Here is a 26,711-nt window from a genome sequence, read left to right as displayed (position 1 = left end):
ATGCAACGAGGGATAGTCTGGATCGTCGATGACGATAGCTCCATCCGCTGGGTGCTTGAACGTGCACTGACTGGAGCGGGCCTGAACTGTGCAACCTTCGATACCGGTAACCAGGTGTTGGATGCTCTTGCCACGCAAACCCCGGATGTGTTGTTATCCGATATTCGTATGCCCGGTATGGATGGATTAGCACTGCTAAAACAAATTAAGCAGCGCCACCCGATGCTTCCGGTCATCATAATGACGGCACATTCTGATTTAGACGCAGCAGTTAGCGCTTACCAACAAGGGGCATTTGATTATCTGCCCAAACCCTTTGATATTGATGAAGCGGTCGCGCTGGTTGAGCGGGCTATCAGCCATTATCAAGAGCAACAACAACCCGCTCGCACCCAACCGGCCAGTGGCCCGACGGCTGATATCATCGGCGAAGCACCTGCGATGCAGGATGTTTTTCGCATCATTGGGCGCTTGTCTCGCTCCTCGATTAGTGTGCTGATTAACGGCGAATCGGGTACGGGTAAAGAGTTGGTAGCCCATGCATTGCATCGCCATAGCCCGCGGGCTAAAGCGCCGTTCATCGCGCTGAATATGGCGGCGATTCCGAAAGACTTAATTGAGTCCGAGCTGTTCGGTCACGAAAAAGGGGCCTTTACCGGTGCTAATCAAGTGCGCCAGGGCCGTTTTGAACAAGCCGATGGCGGCACACTATTTTTAGATGAAATCGGTGATATGCCGCTGGATGTGCAAACTCGCCTATTGCGTGTTTTGGCTGATGGCCAGTTCTATCGGGTTGGCGGTTATGCGCCAGTCAAGGTGGATGTGCGCATCATTGCCGCGACCCACCAAAATCTAGAGCTTCGGGTTCAGGAGGGGAAATTCCGTGAGGATTTATTCCATCGTCTGAATGTAATTCGCGTACATTTACCGCCGCTGCGTGAGCGCCGTGAAGATATTCCGCGTCTGGCTCGCTACTTCTTGCAAGTAGCCGCGAAAGAGTTGGGTGTCGAAGCCAAAAACCTGCACCCTGAAACAGAAGTTGCACTGACTCGCCTGCCTTGGCCAGGAAACGTACGCCAACTGGAAAATACCTGCCGTTGGTTGACGGTGATGGCTGCCGGGCAAGAAGTACTGGTTCAGGACTTACCTTCTGAGCTGTTTGAAACCAACACACCAGATGCTTCCGGCCAACGGATGCCGGATAATTGGTCAACATTACTGGCGCAATGGGCAGATCGGGCATTACGGTCTGGTCATCAGGACTTACTGTCAGAAGCGCAACCAGAAATGGAGCGCACGCTGTTAACCACCGCATTACGTCACACCCAAGGACACAAACAGGAAGCGGCACGCCTGTTAGGCTGGGGCCGAAATACGTTAACGCGTAAGTTGAAAGAATTGGGAATGGAATAAATTTTGTTTGAAAGAGACCGCTGACAAAGTTGATAAGCGGGGAAATGTGCCGAATGGGTCGTAGTCGCGTAAGCGACCGGAGCGCCCATCGGTGCAGTCACCCCGCAAGTCTCAGTGTGACAAAATAGGTTTATGAGCAACCTCTTTATCAGATCACGCGGGAGAACTGCTGCTTGCGCGCCTGTTTACGTAAATAGATATCGAAACACATACAAATATTACGAATGAGTAAACGCCCGCGCGGAGTTACACGGATACTCTTATCATCTCGCTCCACCAGCCCATCGTGTTCAAAGGGGGTGAGCAACTCAAAATCTTCAGCAAAATAATCAGCGAAACGAATACCATAATGCTGTTCAATCGGCTGATAACTGATTTGGAAGTTACAAATCAGTGTCTTAATCACGTCGCGGCGCAAACAATCATCTTCAGTCATGGTCAGGCCACGCCATAAGGCATTGCCACGCTGTTCGACAACGGCATAGTAAGTCTTCAAATCTTTTTCATTTTGCGCGTAACTGTCACCTAACATGCTGATGGCAGAAACCCCCAAACCAAGTAAATCGCTCTCACCTTGGGTGGTATAGCCCTGGAAATTACGATGTAATTTACCTTCACGCTGGGCAATCGCTAGCTCATCGTCTGGTCGGGCAAAATGATCCATACCAATGAACTGATAGCCAGATTCCGTTAAGAAACTGATGGTATGTTGCAAAATATCCAGTCGCTGCTCGGCAGTTGGCAAATCCGCATATTTAATTTTACGCTGTGCGGCAAACAGACTCGGCAAATGGGCGTAATTAAATACGCTCAAGCGATCAGGATTGAGTTCTGCTACCCGCTTGAGGGTAAAAGCAAAACTTTCTGGCGTCTGTTTTGGCAAACCATAAATCAAATCAATATTGGTTGAGTTAAATCCCAGCGCCTTAGCGCGGGCAATCAGTGCAAAGATAAAATCTTCATCTTGCTCACGGTTAACCAGCCGTTGAACCTCTTTATTGAAATCCTGCACCCCCATGCTCAGGCGATTAAACCCTTCAGCACGCAGATGATCGAGCACATCCAGCTCAATTTCACGCGGATCAACTTCAATTGACTGCTCTGCGCCGGGTAGAAAATCAAAGTTTTCACGCAACAGATTCATCAAATGAGTAATTTGTGTTTTATTTAGATAAGTTGGCGTGCCGCCGCCCCAATGCATCTGGCTGACCTGGCGACCGGCAAATAACGCAGCCCGCTGGCGGATCTCTTTTTCCAAAACCGCCAGGTATTCATCAGCTTTATGCTGTTGGCGTGTCACCAGCTTATTACAGCCACAGAAGTAGCAAAGCTTATGACAAAACGGGATATGCACATACAGCGATAAAGGCCGCTGTGGATAACGTTTCACTGCTTGCTGAAAAGCAGATTCATCGTACTCTTCACTAAACTCAAGGGCTGTGGGGTAAGAAGTATAGCGCGGCCCTGAATAATTATATTTTTGAATCAGGGACAGATCCCAAACTACAGCGTTTTCAGACATGTTCATTCCTTCCGATATTTTCGCTTACCGGGCCGGTTAGGGGGTAGATGTTTTCGTTGTCTGGCCACAGAAGCGCTGCGCAACTGCTTTCTTCGTTGCGACAGCCGCCATAGTTTACCCAATAACCACAATAGATAACATGTAAGTAGTAGGGCTATTATCGGGATCACCCACTTCATGCCTTAAAATGTATCTTTTGGATTACCACTCTTCAGTAATTTTAAGATATCTTCCGGCTTTTCTTCGCGCTCTTCGTCATCTTCGTCGTCACCCAGCTCAATGCCTAATTGCTCCATTAGTGCATCGATACGGTCTAACGTCAGATCAACGTAAGCCTGGTCTTCTTTACTCAATACTTCATCGTTATCGAGTCTGTCCAGCAATGCATCCAGACGCTCATCGTTTTCCAGCTTGGTTAGCTCTTCTTCCGGCGTCAGGCGTGGCTTAGCTTCAACTTTGGCCACTGGCTTAGTGGTTGGCTTCGCTTTTGCCTTGCTCTCGACCACCAGAGGTACAGGCACTTTGCTGCCAATACGCGGATCTTTCTCTTGAGCCTGAGTTGACCCCGTTTTATTGCTACCCTCAACATTGGTTCTCGCCCCTGAGCGATTGCCACTGTGTCTCTTCTGACGTTTGCGCTCGCGGGCTTCAATATCAAGCTCTACACGGGTTTTTTTATGACGCTTTGGCGTTGCGGTGCCTTTCGGGGCCGCACGGTCAGCGCGTGGTGCTTTATTTGGTTGCTTCATAACCTGTGCTCTTAAATGAGTATGGGATCGGATTGAGTATATACCCGTCATCTTCCAAGTTGCAGATGCTCTTACTTGCCGCTTTCCTGCATCTTGAAATTTATTGAGTATAGGATTGGGCCGGAATCTAGCAGAAAGAAGAGAAAGAAAAAAGGCGGCAGATTAACCTGTCGCCTTTTTTCGCACCTTCTGCGGAAGGATATCCTTACTGTGCATTCCCTACACTGATATAACGTCCCGGTTTCTCCCTACTGCAATTCGCCATCCTTGCCATCCCCCCAACCCTGAAGGTGACTCACCCAGCACTCCGGCCTGTGTCCATAAACATCCTTTTATATAAGCTCCCTGTATCATCCCTGGCTCACAGTATATCCATTACATTCCTTAAGCATACCCCACTCTTCCTAAGTGATTACGCTCCTTGCCAGTACATCCCGCACTGTTAAAAAACCATGAATCACAAAAATAGTCATTTGTTTTTATTCAAAAAAATAATCATAAAAACAAATTAACCGCTGATAAGTGTAGCCTATTATTAATAAAGTTTTTCTTAACAATCATTCAATGATAAGCGATTAGTTTTTCCGACAATGACCGCCAACTCACAAAAATTGCAATTTCACGAAAAAAAACAGATAGAGAGTGCGCCGCGCCCCCTCTACAACTTCAGGTAGAAAGAGGACAAAAGATAAACCCCCTTTTTTCGGCCCGATGCAGTTATAATCGCTGCATGTAAGCTATCTCTCACGGAGACAACAAATTTTGACTATCAGAAATTTTAACTATCACATGACTCACTTCGTCATCAGTGCTCCGGATATTCGCCATCTGCCACGTGATGAAGGTATTGAAGTGGCATTTGCTGGCCGCTCAAATGCAGGTAAATCGAGTGCTCTCAATACATTAACGGGTCAGAAAAGTTTGGCCAGAACCAGTAAAACACCGGGCCGTACTCAGCTAATTAACTTATTTGAAGTGGTTGAGGGTGTGCGTCTGGTTGACTTGCCAGGCTATGGCTATGCCGAAGTTCCGGAAGAGATGAAACTCAAGTGGCAACGCGCATTAGGAGAGTATTTACAGAAACGTAACTGCCTGAAAGGGTTGGTTGTGTTGATGGATATTCGTCATCCACTGAAAGATTTGGACCAGCAGATGATTACCTGGGCAGTCGCCGTTGGTACCCCGGTTATGCTACTACTGACCAAAGCAGATAAGCTGGCATCTGGCGCTCGCAAAGCCCAACTAAACATGGTACGAGAAGCTATCATTCCATTTATGGGTGATATTCAGGTTGAAGCTTTCTCATCATTGAAAAAGATTGGTGTCGATAAGTTGCGTGAAAAGCTGGATACCTGGTTCAGCGAAATCCCGCCGGAAGTCATGATTGACGAGTATGACGACGAAGAAGGCAAATAACCTGTTGCCATGTGCAGCCCGCAAGGGCTGTTACTTCAGAAGTGGCCGTCATATCGCTCGGCACGAAAACCTTCGCTCCAGTTTTTTGTGATAAATCCCCCCAACGACGCTTTTCTATCAGTCAATATTTCGCCCATTTTCTGGCCTATTTTCTGACAAAGGCCCAATAAAAAACGCCCCAGTCAATAAATGACTGGGGCGGCTAATATACAGCCAAATCCGATTACGTGAAGTAAAAGGTCTGAAAGATAGAACATCTTACCTCTGTACCCTACGTCTGTAACTCTACATCATTTTTTCGCAGGGCAAAAGAATTTTTTGTTGTATAGTTACACAAATTGTCACGATTCAGCGCACATCATCCCCGCATTATCGCACCAAAATGTAGCTTAATTACATAAAGTGCTTTATTTATCACCACTTACCCATACAACTAATGAGCTTGATCCCAGTTATAACCCACACCGACATCAACTTTTAATGGCACAGCCAGTTGCATGCTTTGTTCCATCAGTTCGCGGATCTTCTGTTCGGCGCTTTCCAGTACACTTTCATGCACTTCAAATACTAATTCATCGTGTACTTGCATGATGACCCGCACCAAAGGCTCAGGTTGTTGCTGTAACCAGGCATCCACTGCAATCATTGCACGCTTAATAATATCAGCAGCAGTCCCTTGCATCGGCGCATTGATAGCTTCACGTTCTGCGGCTTTGCGACGAGTAGCATTACGTGAGTGAATATCAGGTAAATAGAGGCGACGGCCATCCAGAGTCGTGACATAACCTTGTTCGGCGGCTTGTTTGCGGGTGCGCTCCATATATTCCAACACACCAGGATAGCGCTCAAAATAGAGATCCATATAGCGCTGAGCTTCCCCACGAGGAATATTCAGCTGCCGCGCCAAACCAAATGCACTCATGCCATAAATCAAACCAAAGTTGATGGCTTTCGCACTGCGGCGTTGCTCGTTTGTGACTTTTTCCAGTGATAAGCCAAAGACTTCAGCCGCAGTCGCGCGGTGGATATCCTTGCCAGCAGCAAATGCTGCCAATAACCCTTTATCCTGCGACAAATGAGCCATGATACGCAGCTCAATCTGGGAGTAGTCAGCCGCCATGATGCGGTAGCCTTCTGGCGCAATAAAGGCCTGACGTATACGACGCCCCTCTTCATTTCGCACCGGAATGTTTTGCAAGTTAGGATCACGGGAAGATAAACGCCCAGTGGCAGTTACAGCCTGATGATAAGAGGTATGAACTCGCCCAGAAACCGGGTTAATCATCAACGGCAGTTTATCGGTATAGGTACTTTTCAGCTTCGCTAAGCCCCGATACTCAAGAATAACCTTCGGCAGAGGGTAATCCAGCGCCAACTCGGCCAGCACCTCTTCGTTAGTTGAAGCCGCGCCGCCAGGGGTTTTCTTCAAAATAGGCAGTTTTTGTTTTTCATACAAAATAACCTGTAACTGCTTTGGCGAGGCGAGATTAAAAGGCTCTTCAGCCAATTCGTGCGCTTGTTTTTCCAGCTCATCAAGACGAATAGTCAGTTCTTTGGAGTGCGCCGCCAATATATTCTGGTCAATCAATACACCAGTCCGCTCGATACGGGACAAAATTGGCAGTAACGGCATCTCAATTTCTTGGAATACCCGTTTGAGTCCCTCACTTTGCTGTAACTTCGGCCACAACACCAAGTGTAACTGTAGGGTAACGTCTGCATCTTCTGCCGCATAAGGCCCGGCTTGCTCTAACGCAATTTGGTTGAAGGTAAGTTGATTTTTACCTTTACCGGCGATCTCTTCGAAAGTAATGGTCTTATGGTTGAGATAGCGCTCCGCCAGGCTATCCATATCATGTCTGCCGGCAACACTGTCTAAAACATAAGATTCCAACATGGTATCAAAAGCAATACCACGCAGATCAATGCCATAACGTGCCAGCATGCTTTGGTCAAACTTAAGATTCTGACCAACTTTCAGTGCCTTATCATCTTCCAGCAAGGGTTTAAGCTGGGCCAGAACCCAATCCCTATCAAGCTGAGCAGGAGCATCCAAATAATCATGTGCTAATGGCAGGTAAGCTGCTTCACCCGGCGCCACTGCAAAAGAGAGGCCAATTAAATTACTGCTGAGGGTATCAAGGCCGTCAGTTTCAGTATCAAAAGCAAAAACCTCTGCCTTTTTAAGCCGCTCAATCCAGTCGCTTAAAGATTTTTCATCCAAGATAGTCTGATAATTTTCTTGTGAGAGCACGGCGGTCACTTCAGCCACAGGTGCAGACTCTGGTGCTACAAAAGCTTTATTGCTTGCCTGCGCTGTTGGCCTATCTTTTTTACCATCCAGCCATTTGCCAGCCTCTACATCCGCAAGCCAGCGCTTAAACTCATAACGACTGAATAATTGATGTAATTGCTCATCATCCGGCGCTGAGACATTCAACTCATCACACGTTATATCCAGTTCAACATCCGTTTTAATCGTGGCTAATTTATAAGAGAGATAAGCAACATCTTTATTCTGCTCTAACTTGGCAGACATCGTTTTTGCACCACGGAATGTCAGTGTGGGTATCTTATCCAAATGATTAAATAGTGAGTCCAGCCCACCCAGACCTTGCAATAAAGCCTGTGCCGTTTTCTCACCAACACCTGGAACTCCCGGAATATTATCGGATGAGTCACCCATCAGAGCGAGAAAATCAATAATCAGTTCAGGGGGAACGCCATATTTTTCGCACACTTCCTGTGGCCCTAAAATAGCGTTATTCATTGTATTAATAAGAGTGATATTTGGCGTAACTAATTGCGCCATATCTTTATCACCGGTACTAATTAATACGGCATGACCTGCTTTTTCAGCCTCTTGTGCCAAAGTACCAATAACATCGTCAGCCTCAACACCGGAAACAACCAATAAAGGTAGCCCCATAGCCTTAACCATTTGGTGAAGAGGCTCAATTTGAGCCCGCAAATCATCGGGCATGGGTGGGCGGTGAGACTTATATTCCGCGAAAAGCTCGTCACGAAATGTTTTACCTTTGGCATCAAAAACTACGGCGACATGGCTTGGTCGGTATTGCAGCAACAGACTGCGCAACATGTTCAACACGCCATACATCGCGCCCGTTGGCTCGCCCTTGCTGTTGGTTAGCGGCGGAAAAGCATGGTAAGCACGATAGAGGTAAGAGGAACCGTCTACGAGGATTAATGGGTTTTCTGCAATCTGGGCCATAGAGTTTCTTCATCTTTATTCATCAAGGTCTGACGCTAAGAATGCCATAGCTGGCGTCAAGAGACGAATTTTAGCGTCCATTGTTGTGCGGAAGAGAGCATTTTTACATTGTGATCTTAAAGATCCAGCTTGTGGATAACTTTGTGAGTAAAAACATGAGCAGATTATATCTTCTGGCTCTTTTTTTATAGAGTAATATTTTATGTCTTAATAATCATATAGTTATAGTTCTTACTTTCTTATTCTATTGTCATTATTTCGTTATCTGAATTGTGGATATTACTTATTCAGTTACCATCACAAGGTCCGTTAATTTTACTTATCGTAAATTTATTGGCACAGACTTTTTATTCCTTCACGCAAACTTATTTTTATCTTTTTGTACCTTAAATATTGGCGATAACCTATCACCGGAATAGATAAACCAATCAAAAACAACATTAAGATTAATAAATATCGGCACTCAGTAGGGTGGTTATCACATTAGATAACATGATGTTTTTATAGTGGGATAGAAACAGATTTGACGTGTGTAGATATTAGATAACTGAAAGAGGGGCTAATAAAATCCAGCCCCTCTTTTTATACTATTATTTCTGAGTCAGCAGGAACTTAACGACATCTGCATACTGTTTAACATAGGTATCCATTGAGCTGGTATCCATGCCATCGTTTTTAATCATATATTTGCCATTAACAAACATGGCTGGTACACCACGTAGTTCTAAGTCTTCAGCTGCTTTTTGCTGCTGAACAACCAGAGATTTAACGACAAAACTGTTTAATGCTGCATCAAATTCTTCACCACTCACTCCTGCTTTGATAAATACATTACGGATATCATCAGGGGTTTGTACCGTTTGTGTTTTCTGTACACCTTCAAACATCAATGGAGTGATTTTCTCTTCAACGCCCAATGCCATAGCAACAGCCCATGCTTGAGTTAGTTGCTTGCCCAATGGGCCAAGGAACTCAACATGGTAGCGAGTCATTTTAGTCCCTTCCGGCAGTGCTTTCTTTACCGCTTGAGGAACATGGTAAACCTCTTCAAACTGGTAGCAGTGCGGGCAATAGAAAGAGAAAAACTCTAAAACTTGGGGCTCACCGGTTACCGGTTTGTTTAACGTTTGGTACTGGGTACCATCAGTAAATTGTGCAGCCGATGCACTGAATGCCATCACCATGCCAACGAGTGCTAACCATACATTTTTCATACTATAAGAATCTCCATTATCTTAGCTTTAGTACGTTAATTTAATTTCAGTACATTGGCATCAGCTGCAAAGGGGGTGCCTGCAACAGCTTAACCTGTTCTGTAAATGATGCAGTCTGCTGTAACCAAAAATCAGACTCCGCCATCCACGGAAAACTTTTAGGAAATGCCGGGTCCTGCCAACGTCTGGCGACCCATGCAAGGTAATAAACCATCCGCATCGCGCGTAACGGTTCAATGAGTGCAAGTTCTCGCTGATCAAAATCAGCAAACTCGCCATAAGCTTCTAACAAGATATCTAACTGGATCAGTTGCTCACGGCGCTCGCCATGTAACAACATCCAAAGATCCTGAACCGCCGGGCCATTTCGAGCATCATCCAAATCGACAAACATCGGCCCATCGCGCCACAAAATATTGCCTGGGTGGCAGTCACCATGTAACCGCAATGGTTGCCAATCTGTATGCCAATACTGCTTGATGGTGCTAATCAACAGATCAGTTGCTGCCAGAAATTTGTCTCGCTGTTTTGCTGGTACCAATTCGCTGCTGGCCAGCAATTGGCGTGGTTCTGTCAGATACTCCTCAATCCCTATCGTTGAGCGAGCGACAAACAAAGCATCACTGCCCACCTGGTGAATTCGGCCTAGATAGCGCCCAACCCACTCTAATTGATCAAGATTATCGATTTCATACTGACGCCCACCAACGCTCGGAAAAACAGTAAAGAAAAAGCCACCATGAGTATGCAAGGTACGTCCATCGAGCTGCAATGGGGCTATCACCGGGATTTCAGACTCTGCCAAATCAAGCGAGAACTGATGTTCTTCCAGGATTTGCTCGCTGCTCCAGCGCTCAGGGCGGTAGAATTTCACCACGTATCGCTTACGATCTTCGTCCATAAACTGATAAACACGGTTTTCATAACTATTGAGCGCAGTTAATCCTGAATCTACCCGCAACCCCACACCTTCGAGAGCATCCATAATCAGGTCAGGAGACAATGTCTGAAAATTAAAAGCAGAGCTGTTCATAACAACATTCAGTCTATGTAAGTGACAGCGGCTCGCTGAGAATAAGAGATAGTATCATCAAAGCCCCCTATCTACGCAGACAGGAGTATAGCTAATCTTTAATGATGCCACGGGCACGCAATATGGCAGTTTTAAAGTCTTCTTCATAATCTTTTTTCAGGCCAGGAATCACTTCTGTTGATGCTGAACCACGCATTTTCAGATGATAAATAAGAATATCGTCCGTAAGCTCCGCAAATTCACCTTCAAAACCAGCTTCTTCTGACAGCTTTTGTAAAAACTGCACCAAATTTAAATCGGGTTCTTGCTGCCAGGCTGGATGTAAAAGCTCTATCAGTTCATTAACACGATGGCATTTCATAGCAAATTTGTCCTATTTAAAAATATGCTGACAAAGTAGCAGGGATATTCACACAGGGAAAGAGAGCCTATTGTCAATAAAAGTAAATCCTGACCAATCCTGCTATTTAAAGATACAATTCGTCTGTCAATTGAATGCAACGGAGTGATAGAAATGCAGCCCAATATTACAGGCGTTATTCTTGCGGGAGGCCGTTCTTCCCGAATGGGAGGTAATGATAAAGGACTGACTCTTCTTCACGATAAACCATTGTTTCAATATGTCATAGATAGATTAAAACCTCAGGTTAACGATCTCCTTATTAATGCTAATCGTAATCAAGAGTTGTATCAAGCTAGTGGAGTACCCGTCGTTAGCGATATCATTACTGGCTTTGTCGGGCCATTGGCGGGTATGCATGCAGGGTTGAGCTATTCACCTACTGAATGGGTTGTGTTTGCCCCTTGCGACGTTCCAGCGCTTCCAAGTAATTTAGTATCTCAACTTTGGCAAGGAAAGCAGCAAGCACTGGCAGCTTATGTTCACGATGGCGAGCGAGCACACCCAACATTAGCGCTAATGCATGTTAGCTTGAAATCACTGCTTGCAGAATATTTAGCAAAAAGTGATCGCAAGCTAATGATATTTATGGATAGTGTTAATGCTCAGCCCATAATATTCCGTGGACAAAAGGATCAATTCAGCAACCTAAATACTCCCGCTGACTGTGACTTATGGGAACAAAGTAAAAGAGGAGAATTATGAGTCGCAAAACACCACCACTGTTAGGGATTGCTGCATACAGTGGTACAGGTAAAACAACATTACTCAAAAGCCTAATTCCTTTATTACAACAGCGGCAAATCCGGGTAGGTCTGATTAAACATACACATCACAATATGGAAATTGATACGCCAGGTAAGGATAGTTATGAGCTGCGTAAGGCCGGTGCGTATCAGACCTTGGTTGCTAGTGATTGCCGTTGGGCATTAATGACAGAAACACCAGAACAAAAACCATTGGATCTACACTATCTTGCCAGCAGGTTGGATGCTGCAACTATCGATCTAATATTAGTTGAAGGTTTTAAACATGAGCCAATCAATAAAATTGCCCTCTATCGAGAAGCGGTAGGAAAGCCTTACACAGATTTGATTGATGAATATGTTATTGCTTTGGCAAGTGATGAACTGATAGAGACCGCTGTGGAGCAATTAGATATTAATCAACCTGAACAAATTGCAGATTTCATTTGTAGCTGGCTTCAAATCAACCCATCACAGCCATAAAACAAAAAAGGCCGCCCGCCAGGTTAGCCTCAGACTGCTAACAAACCTCGACAACCCAATCTTGCAAGGTGAAGGCAGGTAGAAGAGTAAAGCGTCCGCGCCAAGGATGCCGCGGGTCGAGCCATCAGGGACGATTTTACGGCGTCTTTACGATCTGCCTGTTTTCACCGTTACGGGCACTTTGTCATTAACCTCAGCCCTCTGCTCAGCAGAAGGCTCTTTCTTTGGTTTTTTTATTTCCCACATAGCAAAAACCCCACGCTTTTGGCATGGGGTCTCGGCTTGATTTGATGCCTGGCAGTGTCCTACTCTCGCATGGGGAGACCCCACACTACCATCGGCGCTACGGCGTTTCACTTCTGAGTTCGGCATGGGTTCAGGTGGGTCCACCGCGCTATGGCCGCCAGGCAAATTCTGTTTCAATTAACCCGCTACATGTATTAATCACGCAGCCAGCCAATCCAATCTCGGAACTTCGCTGAAAATATCTATCTCTCAAATTCAAAACACCTTTGGTGTTGTAAGGTTAAGCCTCACGGATCATTAGTACTGGTTAGCTCAATGCATCGCTGCACTTACACACCCAGCCTATCAACGTCATAGTCTTTAACGTTCCTTCAGGGGGCTTAAAGCCCCAGGGAAGACTCATCTCGAGGCAAGTTTCCCGCTTAGATGCTTTCAGCGGTTATCTCTTCCGAATTTAGCTACCGGGCAATGCCATTGGCATGACAACCCGAACACCAGTGATTCGTCCACTCCGGTCCTCTCGTACTAGGAGCAGCCCCTCTCAATCTTCCAACGCCCACGGCAGATAGGGACCGAACTGTCTCACGACGTTCTAAACCCAGCTCGCGTACCACTTTAAATGGCGAACAGCCATACCCTTGGGACCTACTTCAGCCCCAGGATGTGATGAGCCGACATCGAGGTGCCAAACACCGCCGTCGATATGAACTCTTGGGCGGTATCAGCCTGTTATCCCCGGAGTACCTTTTATCCGTTGAGCGATGGCCCTTCCATTCAGAACCACCGGATCACTAAGACCTACTTTCGTACCTGCTCGAGCCGTCACTCTCGCAGTCAAGCTAGCTTATGCCTTTGCACTAACCTCACGATGTCCGACCGTGATTAGCTAACCTTCGTGCTCCTCCGTTACTCTTTGGGAGGAGACCGCCCCAGTCAAACTACCCACCAGACACTGTCCTCACCCCAGATTATGGGGCCGAGTTAGAACATCAAACATTAAAGGGTGGTATTTCAAGGTTGGCTCCATGCAGACTGGCGTCCACACTTCAATGCCTCCCACCTATCCTACACATCAAGGCTCAATGTTCAGTGTCAAGCTATAGTAAAGGTTCACGGGGTCTTTCCGTCTTGCCGCGGGTACACTGCATCTTCACAGCGAGTTCAATTTCACTGAGTCTCGGGTGGAGACAGCCTGGCCATCATTACGCCATTCGTGCAGGTCGGAACTTACCCGACAAGGAATTTCGCTACCTTAGGACCGTTATAGTTACGGCCGCCGTTTACTGGGGCTTCGATCAAGAGCTTCGCCTTGCGGCTGACCCCATCAATTAACCTTCCAGCACCGGGCAGGCGTCACACCGTATACGTCCACTTTCGTGTTTGCACAGTGCTGTGTTTTTATTAAACAGTTGCAGCCAGCTGGTATCTGCGACTGGCTTCGGCGCCGGGAGCAAGTCCCTTTACCTAATGCCAGCGTGCCTTCTCCCGAAGTTACGGCACCATTTTGCCTAGTTCCTTCACCCGAGTTCTCTCAAGCGCCTGAGTATTCTCTACCTGACCACCTGTGTCGGTTTGGGGTACGATTTAATGTTACCTGATGCTTAGAGGCTTTTCCTGGAAGCTTGGCATCAACTACTTCACCACCGTAGTGGCTCGTCATCACACCTCAGCGTTGATAAGCAACCGGATTTACCAAGTCACTCCGCCTACATGCTTAAACCGGGACAACCGTCGCCCGGCTAGCCTAGCCTTCTCCGTCCCCCCTTCGCAGTAACACCAAGTACAGGAATATTAACCTGTTTCCCATCGACTACGCTTTTCAGCCTCGCCTTAGGGGTCGACTCACCCTGCCCCGATTAACGTTGGACAGGAACCCTTGGTCTTCCGGCGTGCGGGTTTTTCACCCGCATTATCGTTACTTATGTCAGCATTCGCACTTCTGATACCTCCAGCAACCCTCACAGGTCACCTTCAACGGCTTACAGAACGCTCCCCTACCCAACGAACGTATCCCTAAGCCAACTCGACTTTATTGGACGCATTGACGTCGCTGCGCTCCGTCAATCATTATCCACTGCCGTGAATTGTCTTGGGTGATACGTTCGCTGCCGCAGCTTCGGTGCATGGTTTAGCCCCGTTACATCTTCCGCGCAGGCCGACTCGACCAGTGAGCTATTACGCTTTCTTTAAATGATGGCTGCTTCTAAGCCAACATCCTGGCTGTCTGTGCCTTCCCACATCGTTTCCCACTTAACCATGACTTTGGGACCTTAGCTGGCGGTCTGGGTTGTTTCCCTCTTCACGACGGACGTTAGCACCCGCCGTGTGTCTCCCGTGATAACATTCTTCGGTATTCGGAGTTTGCATCGGTTTGGTAAGTCGGGATGACCCCCTAGCCGAAACAGTGCTCTACCCCCGAAGATGAGTTCACGAGGCGCTACCTAAATAGCTTTCGGGGAGAACCAGCTATCTCCCGGTTTGATTGGCCTTTCACCCCCAGCCACAAGTCATCCGCTAATTTTTCAACATTAGTCGGTTCGGTCCTCCAGTTAGTGTTACCCAACCTTCAACCTGCCCATGGCTAGATCACCGGGTTTCGGGTCTATACCTTGCAACTATTCGCCCAGTTAAGACTCGGTTTCCCTACGGCTCCCCTATTCGGTTAACCTTGCTACAAAATATAAGTCGCTGACCCATTATACAAAAGGTACGCAGTCACACCACGAAGGTGCTCCCACTGCTTGTACGTACACGGTTTCAGGTTCTATTTCACTCCCCTCGCCGGGGTTCTTTTCGCCTTTCCCTCACGGTACTGGTTCACTATCGGTCAGTCAGGAGTATTTAGCCTTGGAGGATGGTCCCCCCATATTCAGACAGGATGTCACGTGTCCCGCCCTACTCATCGAACTCACAACGTATGCATTTTTGTGTACGGGACTATCACCCTGTACCGTGCGACTTTCCAGACGCTTCCACTAACACATATGCTGATTCAGGTTCTGGGCTCCTCCCCGTTCGCTCGCCGCTACTGGGGGAATCTCGGTTGATTTCTTTTCCTCGGGGTACTTAGATGTTTCAGTTCCCCCGGTTCGCCTTGCATGGCTATGTATTCACCATGCAATAGTGCAACGAATTGCACTGGGTTTCCCCATTCGGGTATCGTCGGTTATAACGGTTCATATCACCTTACCGACGCTTTTCGCAGATTAGCACGCCCTTCATCGCCTCTGACTGCCTAGGCATCCACCGTGTACGCTTAGTCGCTTAACCTCACAACCCAAAGATGTTTCTTCTTTATTGGTGTGGCTGCGAACACACTCTGCGTCGTTGTGCAGTGCGCGCAATCCTCATGAACGTAGCGTTCACTCCGGTTGCTGTGCGCTGTACGCCTTGCTGAGTATCTTCTCGCTCACACTGCAACAATGATAAACACATTGGCATTGCAATTATTTGAGAGACTCTAATACAGGTTAATCCTTATCTCAGTACTTCTACGGAGAGATAAGTTTCAGCTGTATTGTTTCAATTTTCAGCTTGTTCCAGATTGTTAAAGAGCAATATCTTAAACACGACTTGTTAAAGTCATCTTTAAGATACTTTTGAGTTCATAAAGAACCGGTTGATAATGTCTTTCACTCATTATCGGAGTGGCGTCCCCAAGGGGATTCGAACCCCTGTTACAGCCGTGAAAGGGCAGTGTCCTAGGCCTCTAGACGATGGGGACACAAAAATTTCTACTGAATCATGGATTCAGTATTTTTGTGTAAAGGTGAGAATGTGGTGACACATTCGAACGACTGATGCAGTAAAAACTCGATACCGAGGCCTTACAACACAATCATCACCCTCATCAACAGGTGCTCTTGCTCGTTTACATTCATCAGACAATCTGTGTGGACACTACGCAATGCGTATCTGAGGTAAGGAGGTGATCCAACCGCAGGTTCCCCTACGGTTACCTTGTTACGACTTCACCCCAGTCATGAATCACAAAGTGGTAAGCGCCCTCCCGAAGGTTAAGCTACCTACTTCTTTTGCAACCCACTCCCATGGTGTGACGGGCGGTGTGTACAAGGCCCGGGAACGTATTCACCGTAGCATTCTGATCTACGATTACTAGCGATTCCGACTTCATGGAGTCGAGTTGCAGACTCCAATCCGGACTACGACAGACTTTATGTGGTCCGCTTGCTCTCGCGAGTTCGCTTCACTTTGTATCTGCCATTGTAGCACGTGTGTAGCCCTACTCGTAAGGGCCATGATGACTTGACGTCATCCCCACCTTCCTCCGGTTTATCACCGGCAGTCTCCTTTGAGTTCCCACCATTACGTGCTGGCAACAAAGGATAAGGGTTGCGCTCGTTGCGGGACTTAACCCAACATTTCACAACACGAGCTGACGACAGCCATGCAGCACCTGTCTCACAGTTCCCGAAGGCACCGAAGCATCTCTGCTAAGTTCTGTGGATGTCAAGAGTAGGTAAGGTTCTTCGCGTTGCATCGAATTAAACCACATGCTCCACCGCTTGTGCGGGCCCCCGTCAATTCATTTGAGTTTTAACCTTGCGGCCGTACTCCCCAGGCGGTCGACTTAACGCGTTAGCTCCGGAAGCCACGCCTCAAGGGCACAACCTCCAAGTCGACATCGTTTACAGCGTGGACTACCAGGGTATCTAATCCTGTTTGCTCCCCACGCTTTCGCACCTGAGCGTCAGTCTTTGTCCAGGGGGCCGCCTTCGCCACCGGTATTCCTCCAGATCTCTACGCATTTCACCGCTACACCTGGAATTCTACCCCCCTCTACAAGACTCTAGCTTGCCAGTTTCAAATGCAGTTCCCACGTTAAGCGCGGGGATTTCACATCTGACTTAACAAACCGCCTGCGTGCGCTTTACGCCCAGTAATTCCGATTAACGCTTGCACCCTCCGTATTACCGCGGCTGCTGGCACGGAGTTAGCCGGTGCTTCTTCTGCGAGTAACGTCAATCCAACAACGTATTAAGTTATTGGCCTTCCTCCTCGCTGAAAGTGCTTTACAACCCGAAGGCCTTCTTCACACACGCGGCATGGCTGCATCAGGCTTGCGCCCATTGTGCAATATTCCCCACTGCTGCCTCCCGTAGGAGTCTGGACCGTGTCTCAGTTCCAGTGTGGCTGGTCATCCTCTCAGACCAGCTAGGGATCGTCGCCTAGGTGAGCCATTACCCCACCTACTAGCTAATCCCATCTGGGCACATCCGATGGCGTGAGGCCCTAAGGTCCCCCACTTTGGTCCGAAGACGTTATGCGGTATTAGCTACCGTTTCCAGTAGTTATCCCCCTCCATCAGGCAGTTTCCCAGACATTACTCACCCGTCCGCCGCTCGCCGGCAAAGTAGTAAACTACTTCCCGCTGCCGCTCGACTTGCATGTGTTAGGCCTGCCGCCAGCGTTCAATCTGAGCCATGATCAAACTCTTCAATTTAAGATTTGTTTGATTTGCTATGAATTAACATAGCGATGCTCAAAGATTACTTTCTGCAAATATGCATTCGAACCGAAGTTCAAATGTGTACTGCTTTGGTCACTCTTCAAGACTTTGATATTGCTTCTGCCTGTCGAAACAGGCTTCGATATCGTCTTGCGAGTGCCCACACAGATTGTCTGATAAATTGTTAAAGAGCGTTCGTTACCCGTTTGCCTTGCGGCGAATCTTACGGTAACGCGGGAGGCAGATAATACGCTTTCCCGCTGAAGAGTCAAGAGTTTATTTGGTTTCTTTCGAAGTCAAACTCAATCATTTCTCTTCCTGACCCGGCGAAGTCTGTTTCGTTGTTCCCAGTCAGTGGAGGCGCATTATAGGGAGTTCCTGACAGCCTGCAACCCCTAATTTCAAAAAAATTTTCAACCGTGTTTTTTTTCAGCAAAAATGGGGTAAAAGGCCAGAATTTAAACAATTATTAAGCTAAACATTAACTACCCAAGTTAAACAGTAGAGTAAAATAGAAGTATAAGAAGATAGATAGGACAAAACACCATGCAACTAAATACCCAACAGCAGGCCGCCCAGCGCAATCTTTCGTATCTGTTGGCCGAAAAAATTGGCCAGCGCATTCTTGCGGGGGAATATGAAGCCGGCAGTATATTGCCTGGCGAGATAGAGTTGGGGGAGCAATTTGGTGTCAGCCGTACCGCAGTACGTGAAGCGGTAAAGATGCTCGCCGCAAAAGGCATGTTATTACCGCGTCCGCGTATCGGCACCCGAGTGATGCCACAAACCAATTGGAACTTCCTTGACCAAGAGTTGCTGACCTGGTGGATGACCAGAGAGAACTTCGATCAAGTGATGCAACACTTCCTTATATTAAGGAGGTCACTCGAGCCTCAAGCCTGTTCTCTGGCGGCTATCAATGTCAGCGGAAAACAAAAAGCCCTGTTAACATCGTTAATGACAGAAATGTGCGAGCTGCATGCCCATTTTAATCGCGAACGATGGATTCAAGTGGATGCCCAATTTCATCAATTGATCTATGAAGCCAGTGGTAATCCATTTTTAACGTCTTTCGCTAATTTGTTCAGTTCGGTTTATCACAGTTACTTTCGTTCTATTACCGGCGATGAGGTGATTAAGCTGCAACACCATCAAAATATTGTCGATACTATTCTGGCTGGCGATAGCCAAGGTGCATTGGTAGCTTGTCAGGTGTTATTAAAAGAGAAAGACTAACGGTCAGATGTTCTTTATATCTATATATAGACAGAGAGGGTACTCACGCCCACCCAATATAATCAGGACGGACAATGATAAAATCTGCGCGCAGCATGGCGGGTCTCCCTTGGATAGCCGCCATGGCTTTCTTTATGCAGGCTTTGGATGCCACCATACTGAATACGGCACTCCCTTCAATTGCTGAAAGCCTTAATCGCTCACCTCTAACTATGCAGTCAGCTATTATCAGCTATACCCTCACGGTGGCAATGTTGATTCCGGTGAGTGGTTGGTTGGCCGATCGTTTCGGCACTCGGCGCATTTTCATTTTGGCTGTTTCATTATTTACGCTGGGGTCATTACTGTGCGCGCTTTCCGGTTCTCTACCATTTTTGGTGGCATCCCGAGTTATTCAAGGGGTGGGTGGTGCCATGATGATGCCCGTCGCCAGGCTAGCACTTATCCGGGCTTATCCGCGCAGTGAGTTATTGCCAGTATTAAATTTCGTCACCATCCCCGGATTAATCGGCCCTGTCATGGGACCATTATTAGGGGGGTTATTGGTCACCTACGCCACATGGCACTGGATTTTTATCCTTAATATTCCCATCGGCTTACTGGGTATCTTTTATGCCCGTAAATATATGCCCGACTTCACTATGCCGAAACGCGCCTTTGATATTATCGGTTTTCTGTTATTCGGTAGCAGCTTGGTTATGATATCCGTGAGCCTGGAAATAATGGGTCGCCCAGATATTGCCAGCTACTTGCCAGCCGCTGTGCTGTTGGGCGGTTTATTAATGCTGCTCTTCTATATATTCCACGCCAAAGGCCATCCTAATCCGCTAATTGGTTTGCCGCTGTTTAAAACCCGAACCTTTTCCGTCGGCATTGCGGGTAATGTAGCTTCACGTTTAGGCACTGGCTGCGTTCCTTTCCTGATGCCACTCATGTTGCAAGTCGGGTTTGGTTATTCCGCTATTATTGCCGGTTGTATGATGGCCCCCACCGCCATTGGTTCGATGATGGCAAAATCAGCGGTAACTCAAGTTTTACGTTCACTGGGTTACCGCACGGTGTTGGTGGGCATTACGGCTATTATCGGTGTACTGATTGCCTTGTTTGCTTTTCAATCGCCGGGCATGTCACCTTGGTTGATGATATTGCCACTGTTTATATTGGGTATGGCGATGTCGACACAATTTACGGCAATGAACACCATTACTCTGGCTGATTTAACCGATAACAATGCCAGCTCAGGTAACAGTGTTTTAGCAGTGACCCAGCAACTGGCGATTAGCTTTGGCGTTGCCATCAGTGCCGTAGTTTTGCGGTTTTACGATGGGTTGTCGTTTGGAAATAATATTGACCACTTCCACTACACCTTTATTACGATGGGTGCCGTGACATTGCTGTCATCGATGGTGTTCTTATTACTCAAACCTAGAGATGGCGATAACTTGATTCAGGGCCGTAATGTGAAAAAGGTTACGCAGCCCGCAGAGAGTGAAGTTTAACGAGTAGCGACCGATCCGCGCTCGATTAGCTCGGGAGTGAGAATCAGAACTTGTGGTTCCGCTTCCGGGCTATTTAGCCGATGAATAAGAGTATCAATAGCCAACTCACCGAGGGAATCTTTGGGCTGATGAATGGTCGTCAACGGTGGCGTCATATATTGTGCAATTTCGATATCATCATAACCAATGACCGCCATGTCCTGCGGAATCGATAACCCAGCCTGATGTAAGGCCTGATAAACCCCAACCGCCATCGCATCATTACTGGTAAAGACCGCTTCAGGGGGTTGCGGCAATGCCAGTAGCTGCTTCATGGCAACCAAGCCGCCCCCAAATTCAAAATCACTGGCCACTTCATAATCAGGGAGCACCGGTAGACCCGCGCGATCCATTGCTTGGCGGAATCCTTGCAAACGTTCTTTAGCCGGTGTTTTATCTTGTGGGCCTGCAATACAGGCGATACGAGTATATCCTCTGGCAATCAGGTACGAAGTTGCCATTTCCCCACCTAATAAAGAGTTATCCTGAATGACATCATTCACTCCTTCAAAGGGTGCCCAATCCATCATAATGATCGGTAGAGAAGGGTAGCAGCGCAGAATATCCTGCGACGGGCGATGACTTTCGGTACACATCAGTAGCAAACCATCGACGCGCTTTTGCATTAGAGTTTCAATACTACGACTCATGCGATCGATATCACCCTCGGTATTACACAAAATCAAACTGTAGCCGCGCTCATAGCAACTACGCTCCACACCACGAACCACTTCAGCGTAAAACGGGTTGCTACTGGCAGTGACTAACATGCCGATAGTCCGGGTTTCATTGAGTTTTAAACTACGCGCTAACGCAGATGGGGCATAGTTAAGTTGCTTGATGGCAGCCAGCACTTTGTCGCGAATAGGATCGCTAACAAAACGATTTTTATTAATAACATGTGAGACAGTAGAGGTTGATACGCCCGCTAAGCGAGCGACATCTTTCATGGTGGCCAAAGTTATACCCGATCTTGTAAGAAACTATCGATCTCGGCCCGCCAAGGAATGGAAGGTTGTGCGCCAGGGCGAGTCACTGCAATCGCAGCCGCAGCATGAGCAAAACGGACGGCTGAACCCATTGCCTGCCCTTCCAGTAATGCAGTCAATAATGCGCCATTGAATGTATCACCGGCGGCAATGGTATCTACTGCATTAACTTTAAAGCCAGCGACTAATTTGCCCTGACCTTGCTCGCTAAGCCACACTCCACGGCTGCCCAACGTAATAATCACAGTGGCGATACCTTTATCATGCAAAATTTGCGCGGCTTTCGCTGCGTCATCATCCTGCTCAATATGAATGCCCGTTAAGCGCTCAGCTTCTGTTTCATTTGGAGTAATCATATCCACCAGCGATAACAGCTCATCTGGTAGTTCGCGTGCAGGGGCCGGATTCAGGATAACCTGAGTTTGATGCTGTTTTGCCAATTTAGCGGCGGCGATAACCGTCTCAAGTGGAGATTCCAGTTGCATCAATAATGCATCGGCATCAATAACTTGCTGTTGATAACGGCCAAGATACTCCGGTGTTACAGCCGAGTTTGCCCCAGCATGAATACCAATGACGTTCTCGCCTTCACCATTAACAAAAATCAGCGCTACCCCTGTGGTGGTGCCTGCTACCGCCTCAATAGGTGCGGTATCAATATTGTCACTGGCTAATTGCAGACGTACCCGGTCACCAATATCATCTTCACCCACACAGGCAATAAACGCGATATTCGCCCCACTACGGCCAGCAGCAACGGCCTGATTAGCACCTTTGCCACCGAAAGCAACTTTATACTGCTTCCCGATCACCGTTTCACCTGGACGCGGAAACTGCTCAATATTCAGAATATGGTCGGCATTGATGCTGCCCAAGACCACCAGTTTACCTGTTTCCATCGTATTTATTCCTTTGTCATTGAAGTTGCAGGGGTGTTAGCTACGTTCACTCACCCGAATCACTGATTTGAATCAGCTCATCGTGATTCATTCACTTGCTGCCTACCTGCAACTCCAATTACCTTGGGTTTATTGAATGACAACTACTGATTGAATGAGGATATTATTTAGTCACTAACTTCAGATCTACTGGGATAACGGCCTGGACTTTCTCGCCTTTCAATACCTTATCCGCAGTTTGTACACCAATGACACCAATCTGGTCTGGGCGTTGAGCAATAGTTGCGCCCATTTTGCCACTTTCGACAGCTTTAATACCATCGTCAGTACCATCAAAACCAACCACTAACACATCAGTTTTGCCCGCAGTCTGCAAGGCGCGTAAAGCACCCAGTGCCATTTCGTCATTCTGAGCAAACACAGCTTGAACATCTGGATGAGCTGTCAGCAAGTTCTGCATAACGTTCAAACCTTTAGTCCGATCAAAATCTGCTGGTTGACTAGCCAACAACTGAAATTTGTTTTTTTCCATTGATTGTTTGAAGCCTTCGCCGCGCTCACGAGCAGCAGACGCACCAGCAATCCCTTCCAACTGAATGACTTTGGCATCACTACCGACTTTCTTAGCAATGTAATCACCGGCCATTTTGCCACCGAAACGGTTGTCAGAGGCTACGTGGCTCACCACCGTGCCTGCATTAGCCAGACGGTCGAGAGTAATGACCGGAATGTTGGCCTGATTGGCCATTTTAACCGCGTTGCCCACGGCATCGGAATCAGTTGGGTTGATCAATAGCAATTTAGTGCCACGCACAGTTAAATCCTGCACGTTGGCTAATTCTTTAGCTGGGTTGTTTTGGGAATCCAAAATCACCAGGTTGTAGCCCAGTTTATCCGCTTCTTTTTGTGCGCCGTCTTTCATTGAAACAAAGAACGGGTTATTCAGCGTGGAAACAACCAACGCAATGGTGTCTTTTGCCAGCGCGTTAGCACTGACGGTAGCGCTCAATGCAACAACAGAGATCAAAGTAGCCAGTTTCTTCATTTTCATGGTCGCAATTCCTGTAGGGAGAGAGGTTATTTGCTGCTTTTATTGTCTACCAATACCGCCAGCAGGATAACCACTGCTTTGACGATCATTTGGTAGTAAGAGGAGACACCCAATAAATTCAAACCGTTATTTAAAAATCCGAGGATTAATGCGCCGATCAGGGTGCCAACGATCCGCCCTTTACCCCCAGCAAGACTGGTACCCCCCAGAACTACGGCTGCGATTGCATCCAGTTCATAACCGGTACCGGCAGTAGGTTGTGCTGATGATAAGCGGGCAACTTCGATAATCCCTGCCAATGCCGCTAACAACCCACAGAGTGAATAAACAATAATTTTAACTTTATCAACGCTGATACCAGAGAGGCGTGTTGCGGACTCATTGCCCCCCCAGCGCATAAATATAACGACCCAGACGCGTGTGATGCAGCATGTACCATGCCGCAATAAAAACAATTGCCATCAGCCAGATAGGCGTTGGGATCCCCAATGGGCGACCAATACCGAACCAGCCAAAGGTATCTGCCACATCAGTAAAACCGGTGTTTATCGGGCTACCATTGGTGTAAACCATGGTGACACCACGCAGTAACAGCATCATGACCAGGGTAGCAATAAAGGCCTGCACTTTGCCTTTAGCCACAATCACCCCAGTGATACCGCCGACAAACGCCCCCAGCGCCAGCGCGGCACCCACGGCAACCAGCGCATTAACTTCCAACCCGACAATGGAGGCCGCAACAGCGCCAGTCAGCGCCAGTAATGACCCCACTGACAGGTCAATCCCTGAAGTTAGGATAACCAGTGTCATCCCGACGGCCATAATGGCGTTGACGGAAGTCTGCTGGAGAATGTTAAACATGTTATTCAGGGTAAAGAAGTTCGGGCTTAGTGACGAAACCACAGCAATCAGCACCAGCAGCGCAATCAGTGATTTTTGTTCTAATAACCATTCTTTACTGAACCAGCGCTTTGTATTGATAGTCTGGGAACTCATATCTGATGACTCCTGCTCTACTCATCATATTGCAAGCTGCATGTGCGTTGGCTTCCTGCAACTCGAATTATTGAGAGTCTAAATAAATTATTTTTCCAATAAATCGCGCTTGCCGACGGCAGCAGCCATCAACACTTCCTGGGTAGCCTGTTCAATAGAGAACTCGCCGCTTAGCTGACCTTCATGCATCACAATGATGCGGTCACTCATGCCCAACACTTCCGGCATTTCCGAGGAGACCAATATGATGCTCAGCCCTTCTTGTTTGAATTGATTGATTAACTGGTAGATCTCTTTTTTGGCCCCGACGTCGACACCGCGAGTCGGTTCATCAAGGATCAAAACTTTCGGCCGAGTCATTAGACCGCGGGCGATAGCCACTTTTTGCTGATTCCCACCGGACAGCAAACCAATCGGCTGTTCCATGGAAGGCGTTTTGATATTAAATAGACGAATGAAATCCGCTACCGCCTGCTGTTCATCAGCATGTTTGAGCGAACCGCCTGAACGGCTGAAATAACGCAATGCAGTCAAAGACATATTCTCTTTAACTGACATTCCGAGTACTAAACCATCCCGTTTACGGTCTTCAGAAATATAAACAATGCCATTGGCTAAACCGTCCTGCGGTGAATGAGTCACGACTTCACGGCCATCCAACATCACAAAGCCCGATTTACGCGGCAGCGCACCATAGATGATTTTCATCAGCTCAGTGCGGCCAGCGCCCATCAGGCCAGCCACTCCCAAGATCTCGCCACTGTAGAGAGTAAAATTGACATTCTCGACCCCAGGGCCGCATAGCTGTTTGACCTGTAAACGTTTTTCGCCGCGCGGTAAATTCAGACGCGGGTATTGCTCTTCCAATTTACGGCCAACCATCATTTCAATCAGAGCGTTTTCAGTTAGTGTATTAACCGGTTTTTCGGCGATAAACTGCCCATCACGGAATACCGTGACGTCATCGCAAATCTCAAAGATTTCTTTAAGGCGGTGGGAAATATAAACAATGCCGCGACCTTCCGCTTTCAGCTCTTTAATGACATTAAATAAAGAGGCTGTTTCGGTGTCAGTCAGGGCATCGGTAGGCTCATCCATAATGATGACTTTGGATTCAAAGCTCAGCACTTTGGCGATTTCCACCATTTGCTGATCACCAATAGAAAGCTCGCCCACCAGCCGATGGCTGCTGTAGCTGATATTAAGGCGCGCCAACAGTAAATCAGCTTCGGCATACATTTTTTTCCAATCAATGCCGCCAAAATGATTAACAAACTCGCGCCCTAAAAAGATATTTTCTACGATGGTTAACTGTGGAATCAGGTTAAGTTCCTGATGAATAATGCCGATACCCGCTTCCTGCGACTCTTTCGGGCCATTAAACACCACTTCTTTACCCAAAAAATGCTGGCTGCCGGCATCCTTATTGTAGATGCCGGTCAGCACTTTCATCATGGTCGATTTTCCGGCCCCATTTTCGCCTACCAGTGCCATCACCCGACCAGGATAGACACTTAGCGCAGCACCTGAGAGTGCTTTGACGCCGGGAAAGGCTTTATCAATCCCTTTCAGTTGCAGCAAAGGTTGCATAAACGCCTCAGAAAGTTACGCCGGAGCAGAGAATAATGTTAGCAAAGGGGGAACATTCCCCGCTACGAATCACTGCCCGGCTTTGTTTGGTCTGCTCTTTAAAAGCCTCATGGCTGATATAGTGCAAAGCAATTTGGTTTCCCTGGTGTTGCTCAAGTTGTGATAGTTGTGCGAGTAACGTTTCATGGAGTTGCGGGTTATTTTTAACAATCTCCTGCGCAAGGTAAGCACTCTCAACCTGCATTTCTTGTGTTACCACCTCAAAAACCTGAAGGAATCCAGGGACGCCTTGAGTCAGTGCCAAATCGATACGCGTGGTGGTTGCCGGTATTGGCAGCCCCGCATCACCTATCACAATCTGATCGGTATGGCCCAAGCGAGAGATAACAGCGGAAATATCAGAATTTAGTAATGCACCTTTTTTCATTTTCTACCCCAACAGCGAAACGTTTCGCTGATACTGAGTTTAGAAAAATGGCAGCAGAAGG

General features: G+C 47.4%; 17 protein-coding genes, 1 tRNA gene, 3 rRNA genes and 2 pseudogenes. 6 read left to right on the top strand and 17 right to left on the bottom strand.

Annotated elements, in window-relative coordinates; all coding sequences use genetic code 11:
* Positions 1-1,413, top strand: coding sequence for a nitrogen regulation protein NR(I) (glnG, locus tag FGL26_RS15995; protein ID WP_005175753.1), 1,413 nt, complete (start codon positions 1-3; stop codon positions 1,411-1,413).
* A gap of 148 nt (positions 1,414-1,561) precedes the next feature.
* Here the strand turns inward: glnG and hemN are convergent, their stop codons facing one another.
* The gene (gene hemN / locus FGL26_RS15985) at positions 1,562-2,935 is read right to left on the bottom strand and encodes an oxygen-independent coproporphyrinogen III oxidase (RefSeq protein ID WP_005175757.1); all 1,374 of its coding nucleotides are present in this window, start codon (positions 2,933-2,935) and stop codon (positions 1,562-1,564) included.
* Between the two features lie 182 nt (positions 2,936-3,117).
* The gene (yihI, locus tag FGL26_RS15975; RefSeq protein WP_005175758.1) at positions 3,118-3,684 is read right to left on the bottom strand and encodes a Der GTPase-activating protein YihI; all 567 of its coding nucleotides are present in this window, start codon (positions 3,682-3,684) and stop codon (positions 3,118-3,120) included.
* Between the two features lie 762 nt (positions 3,685-4,446).
* Here yihI and yihA point away from each other — a divergent pair.
* Positions 4,447-5,100, top strand: coding sequence for a ribosome biogenesis GTP-binding protein YihA/YsxC (gene yihA / locus FGL26_RS15970; protein WP_005175759.1), 654 nt, complete (start codon positions 4,447-4,449; stop codon positions 5,098-5,100).
* 212 nt (positions 5,101-5,312) lie between these two features.
* Here yihA and spfP read toward each other — a convergent pair.
* From spfP to FGL26_RS15950, 5 genes and pseudogenes are all read right to left on the bottom strand, one after another.
* Positions 5,313-5,357: pseudogene (spfP, locus tag FGL26_RS22020) on the bottom strand (small protein SpfP); the annotation flags it as partial.
* 176 nt (positions 5,358-5,533) lie between these two features.
* Entirely contained in the window at positions 5,534-8,332 is a 2,799-nt protein-coding gene (gene polA, locus FGL26_RS15965; RefSeq protein ID WP_005175760.1) for a DNA polymerase I, read from the bottom strand.
* 590 nt (positions 8,333-8,922) lie between these two features.
* Positions 8,923-9,546, bottom strand: a complete 624-nt coding sequence (gene dsbA / locus FGL26_RS15960) for a thiol:disulfide interchange protein DsbA (protein ID WP_005175761.1) — start codon at positions 9,544-9,546, stop codon at positions 8,923-8,925.
* A gap of 46 nt (positions 9,547-9,592) precedes the next feature.
* Positions 9,593-10,579, bottom strand: coding sequence for a serine/threonine protein kinase (locus FGL26_RS15955; protein ID WP_005175762.1), 987 nt, complete (start codon positions 10,577-10,579; stop codon positions 9,593-9,595).
* A gap of 91 nt (positions 10,580-10,670) precedes the next feature.
* A complete protein-coding gene (locus FGL26_RS15950) occupies positions 10,671-10,940 on the bottom strand; it encodes a YihD family protein (RefSeq protein WP_005175764.1) in 270 nt (89 codons plus the stop codon).
* A 153-nt stretch (positions 10,941-11,093) separates the two neighbouring features.
* Between FGL26_RS15950 and mobA the strand changes: the two genes are divergently transcribed.
* Together mobA and mobB are read left to right on the top strand one after the other, a co-directional pair.
* Entirely contained in the window at positions 11,094-11,684 is a 591-nt protein-coding gene (gene mobA, locus FGL26_RS15945; protein WP_005175768.1) for a molybdenum cofactor guanylyltransferase MobA, read from the top strand.
* A complete protein-coding gene (gene mobB / locus FGL26_RS15940) occupies positions 11,681-12,208 on the top strand; it encodes a molybdopterin-guanine dinucleotide biosynthesis protein MobB (protein WP_005175770.1) in 528 nt (175 codons plus the stop codon). The genes mobA and mobB overlap by 4 nt, the downstream gene beginning before the upstream one ends.
* Positions 12,209-12,500: 292 nt before the next feature.
* Here mobB and rrf read toward each other — a convergent pair.
* From rrf to FGL26_RS15920, 4 genes are all read right to left on the bottom strand, one after another.
* Positions 12,501-12,616: ribosomal RNA gene (gene rrf, locus FGL26_RS15935) — 5S ribosomal RNA — on the bottom strand.
* Positions 12,617-12,730: 114 nt separating this feature from the next.
* Positions 12,731-15,724 (bottom strand): 23S ribosomal RNA (locus FGL26_RS15930).
* 378 nt (positions 15,725-16,102) lie between these two features.
* Positions 16,103-16,178 (bottom strand) — tRNA-Glu (locus FGL26_RS15925).
* A gap of 197 nt (positions 16,179-16,375) precedes the next feature.
* Positions 16,376-17,918, bottom strand: a 16S ribosomal RNA gene (locus FGL26_RS15920).
* Together the 16S, 23S and 5S rRNA genes with 1 tRNA gene alongside form the textbook arrangement of a ribosomal RNA operon.
* A 552-nt stretch (positions 17,919-18,470) precedes the next feature.
* Between FGL26_RS15920 and FGL26_RS15910 the strand changes: the two genes are divergently transcribed.
* Together FGL26_RS15910 and mdtD are read left to right on the top strand one after the other, a co-directional pair.
* Positions 18,471-19,160: a FadR/GntR family transcriptional regulator gene (locus FGL26_RS15910; RefSeq protein WP_005175190.1), complete on the top strand. Its 690-nt coding sequence runs from the start codon at positions 18,471-18,473 to the stop codon at positions 19,158-19,160.
* A gap of 74 nt (positions 19,161-19,234) precedes the next feature.
* Positions 19,235-20,659: a multidrug transporter subunit MdtD gene (gene mdtD / locus FGL26_RS15905; protein WP_005175188.1), complete on the top strand. Its 1,425-nt coding sequence runs from the start codon at positions 19,235-19,237 to the stop codon at positions 20,657-20,659.
* Here the strand turns inward: mdtD and rbsR are convergent.
* The 6 genes and pseudogenes from rbsR to rbsD form a co-directional block, all read right to left on the bottom strand.
* Positions 20,656-21,657 (bottom strand): ribose operon transcriptional repressor RbsR, encoded by a 1,002-nt coding sequence (rbsR, locus tag FGL26_RS15900; protein WP_005175187.1) that lies wholly within the window; start codon positions 21,655-21,657, stop codon positions 20,656-20,658. The genes mdtD and rbsR overlap by 4 nt on opposite strands.
* A gap of 2 nt (positions 21,658-21,659) precedes the next feature.
* Positions 21,660-22,586: a ribokinase gene (rbsK, locus tag FGL26_RS15895; RefSeq protein ID WP_005175186.1), complete on the bottom strand. Its 927-nt coding sequence runs from the start codon at positions 22,584-22,586 to the stop codon at positions 21,660-21,662.
* Positions 22,587-22,749: 163 nt separating this feature from the next.
* The gene (gene rbsB, locus FGL26_RS15890; protein WP_005175185.1) at positions 22,750-23,637 is read right to left on the bottom strand and encodes a ribose ABC transporter substrate-binding protein RbsB; all 888 of its coding nucleotides are present in this window, start codon (positions 23,635-23,637) and stop codon (positions 22,750-22,752) included.
* A gap of 26 nt (positions 23,638-23,663) precedes the next feature.
* Positions 23,664-24,633 (bottom strand): annotated as a pseudogene (gene rbsC / locus FGL26_RS15885) (ribose ABC transporter permease).
* Between the two features lie 87 nt (positions 24,634-24,720).
* The gene (rbsA, locus tag FGL26_RS15880) at positions 24,721-26,223 is read right to left on the bottom strand and encodes a ribose ABC transporter ATP-binding protein RbsA (protein WP_138060253.1); all 1,503 of its coding nucleotides are present in this window, start codon (positions 26,221-26,223) and stop codon (positions 24,721-24,723) included.
* Positions 26,224-26,230: 7 nt separating this feature from the next.
* Positions 26,231-26,650, bottom strand: a complete 420-nt coding sequence (gene rbsD / locus FGL26_RS15875; RefSeq protein WP_005161210.1) for a D-ribose pyranase — start codon at positions 26,648-26,650, stop codon at positions 26,231-26,233.
* Positions 26,651-26,711: the final 61 nt, after the last annotated feature.

The sequence above is a fragment of the Yersinia enterocolitica subsp. enterocolitica genome (assembly GCF_901472495.1).
GTDB classification, from domain to species: domain Bacteria; phylum Pseudomonadota; class Gammaproteobacteria; order Enterobacterales; family Enterobacteriaceae; genus Yersinia; species Yersinia enterocolitica.
The sequence above is the reverse complement of the archived record's forward strand: the minus strand, read 5'-3'. Positions and strand labels throughout refer to the sequence as shown.

Excerpts from the sequence above, each read along its gene's own strand:
- glnG (WP_005175753.1), top strand. The coding sequence starts at position 1 with ATGCAACGAGGGATAGTCTGGATCGTCGATGACGATAGCTCCATCCGC.
- dsbA (WP_005175761.1), bottom strand. The coding sequence starts at position 9,546 with ATGAAAAATGTATGGTTAGCACTCGTTGGCATGGTGATGGCATTCAGT.
- mobB (WP_005175770.1), top strand. The coding sequence starts at position 11,681 with ATGAGTCGCAAAACACCACCACTGTTAGGGATTGCTGCATACAGTGGT.
- FGL26_RS15955 (WP_005175762.1), bottom strand. The coding sequence starts at position 10,579 with ATGAACAGCTCTGCTTTTAATTTTCAGACATTGTCTCCTGACCTGATT.
- FGL26_RS15910 (WP_005175190.1), top strand. The coding sequence starts at position 18,471 with ATGCAACTAAATACCCAACAGCAGGCCGCCCAGCGCAATCTTTCGTAT.
- rbsA (WP_138060253.1), bottom strand. The coding sequence starts at position 26,223 with ATGCAACCTTTGCTGCAACTGAAAGGGATTGATAAAGCCTTTCCCGGC.
- yihI (WP_005175758.1), bottom strand. The coding sequence starts at position 3,684 with ATGAAGCAACCAAATAAAGCACCACGCGCTGACCGTGCGGCCCCGAAA.
- mobA (WP_005175768.1), top strand. The coding sequence starts at position 11,094 with ATGCAGCCCAATATTACAGGCGTTATTCTTGCGGGAGGCCGTTCTTCC.
- rbsB (WP_005175185.1), bottom strand. The coding sequence starts at position 23,637 with ATGAAAATGAAGAAACTGGCTACTTTGATCTCTGTTGTTGCATTGAGC.
- hemN (WP_005175757.1), bottom strand. The coding sequence starts at position 2,935 with ATGTCTGAAAACGCTGTAGTTTGGGATCTGTCCCTGATTCAAAAATAT.
- mdtD (WP_005175188.1), top strand. The coding sequence starts at position 19,235 with ATGATAAAATCTGCGCGCAGCATGGCGGGTCTCCCTTGGATAGCCGCC.
- FGL26_RS15950 (WP_005175764.1), bottom strand. The coding sequence starts at position 10,940 with ATGAAATGCCATCGTGTTAATGAACTGATAGAGCTTTTACATCCAGCC.
- rbsD (WP_005161210.1), bottom strand. The coding sequence starts at position 26,650 with ATGAAAAAAGGTGCATTACTAAATTCTGATATTTCCGCTGTTATCTCT.
- rbsK (WP_005175186.1), bottom strand. The coding sequence starts at position 22,586 with ATGGAAACAGGTAAACTGGTGGTCTTGGGCAGCATCAATGCCGACCAT.
- polA (WP_005175760.1), bottom strand. The coding sequence starts at position 8,332 with ATGGCCCAGATTGCAGAAAACCCATTAATCCTCGTAGACGGTTCCTCT.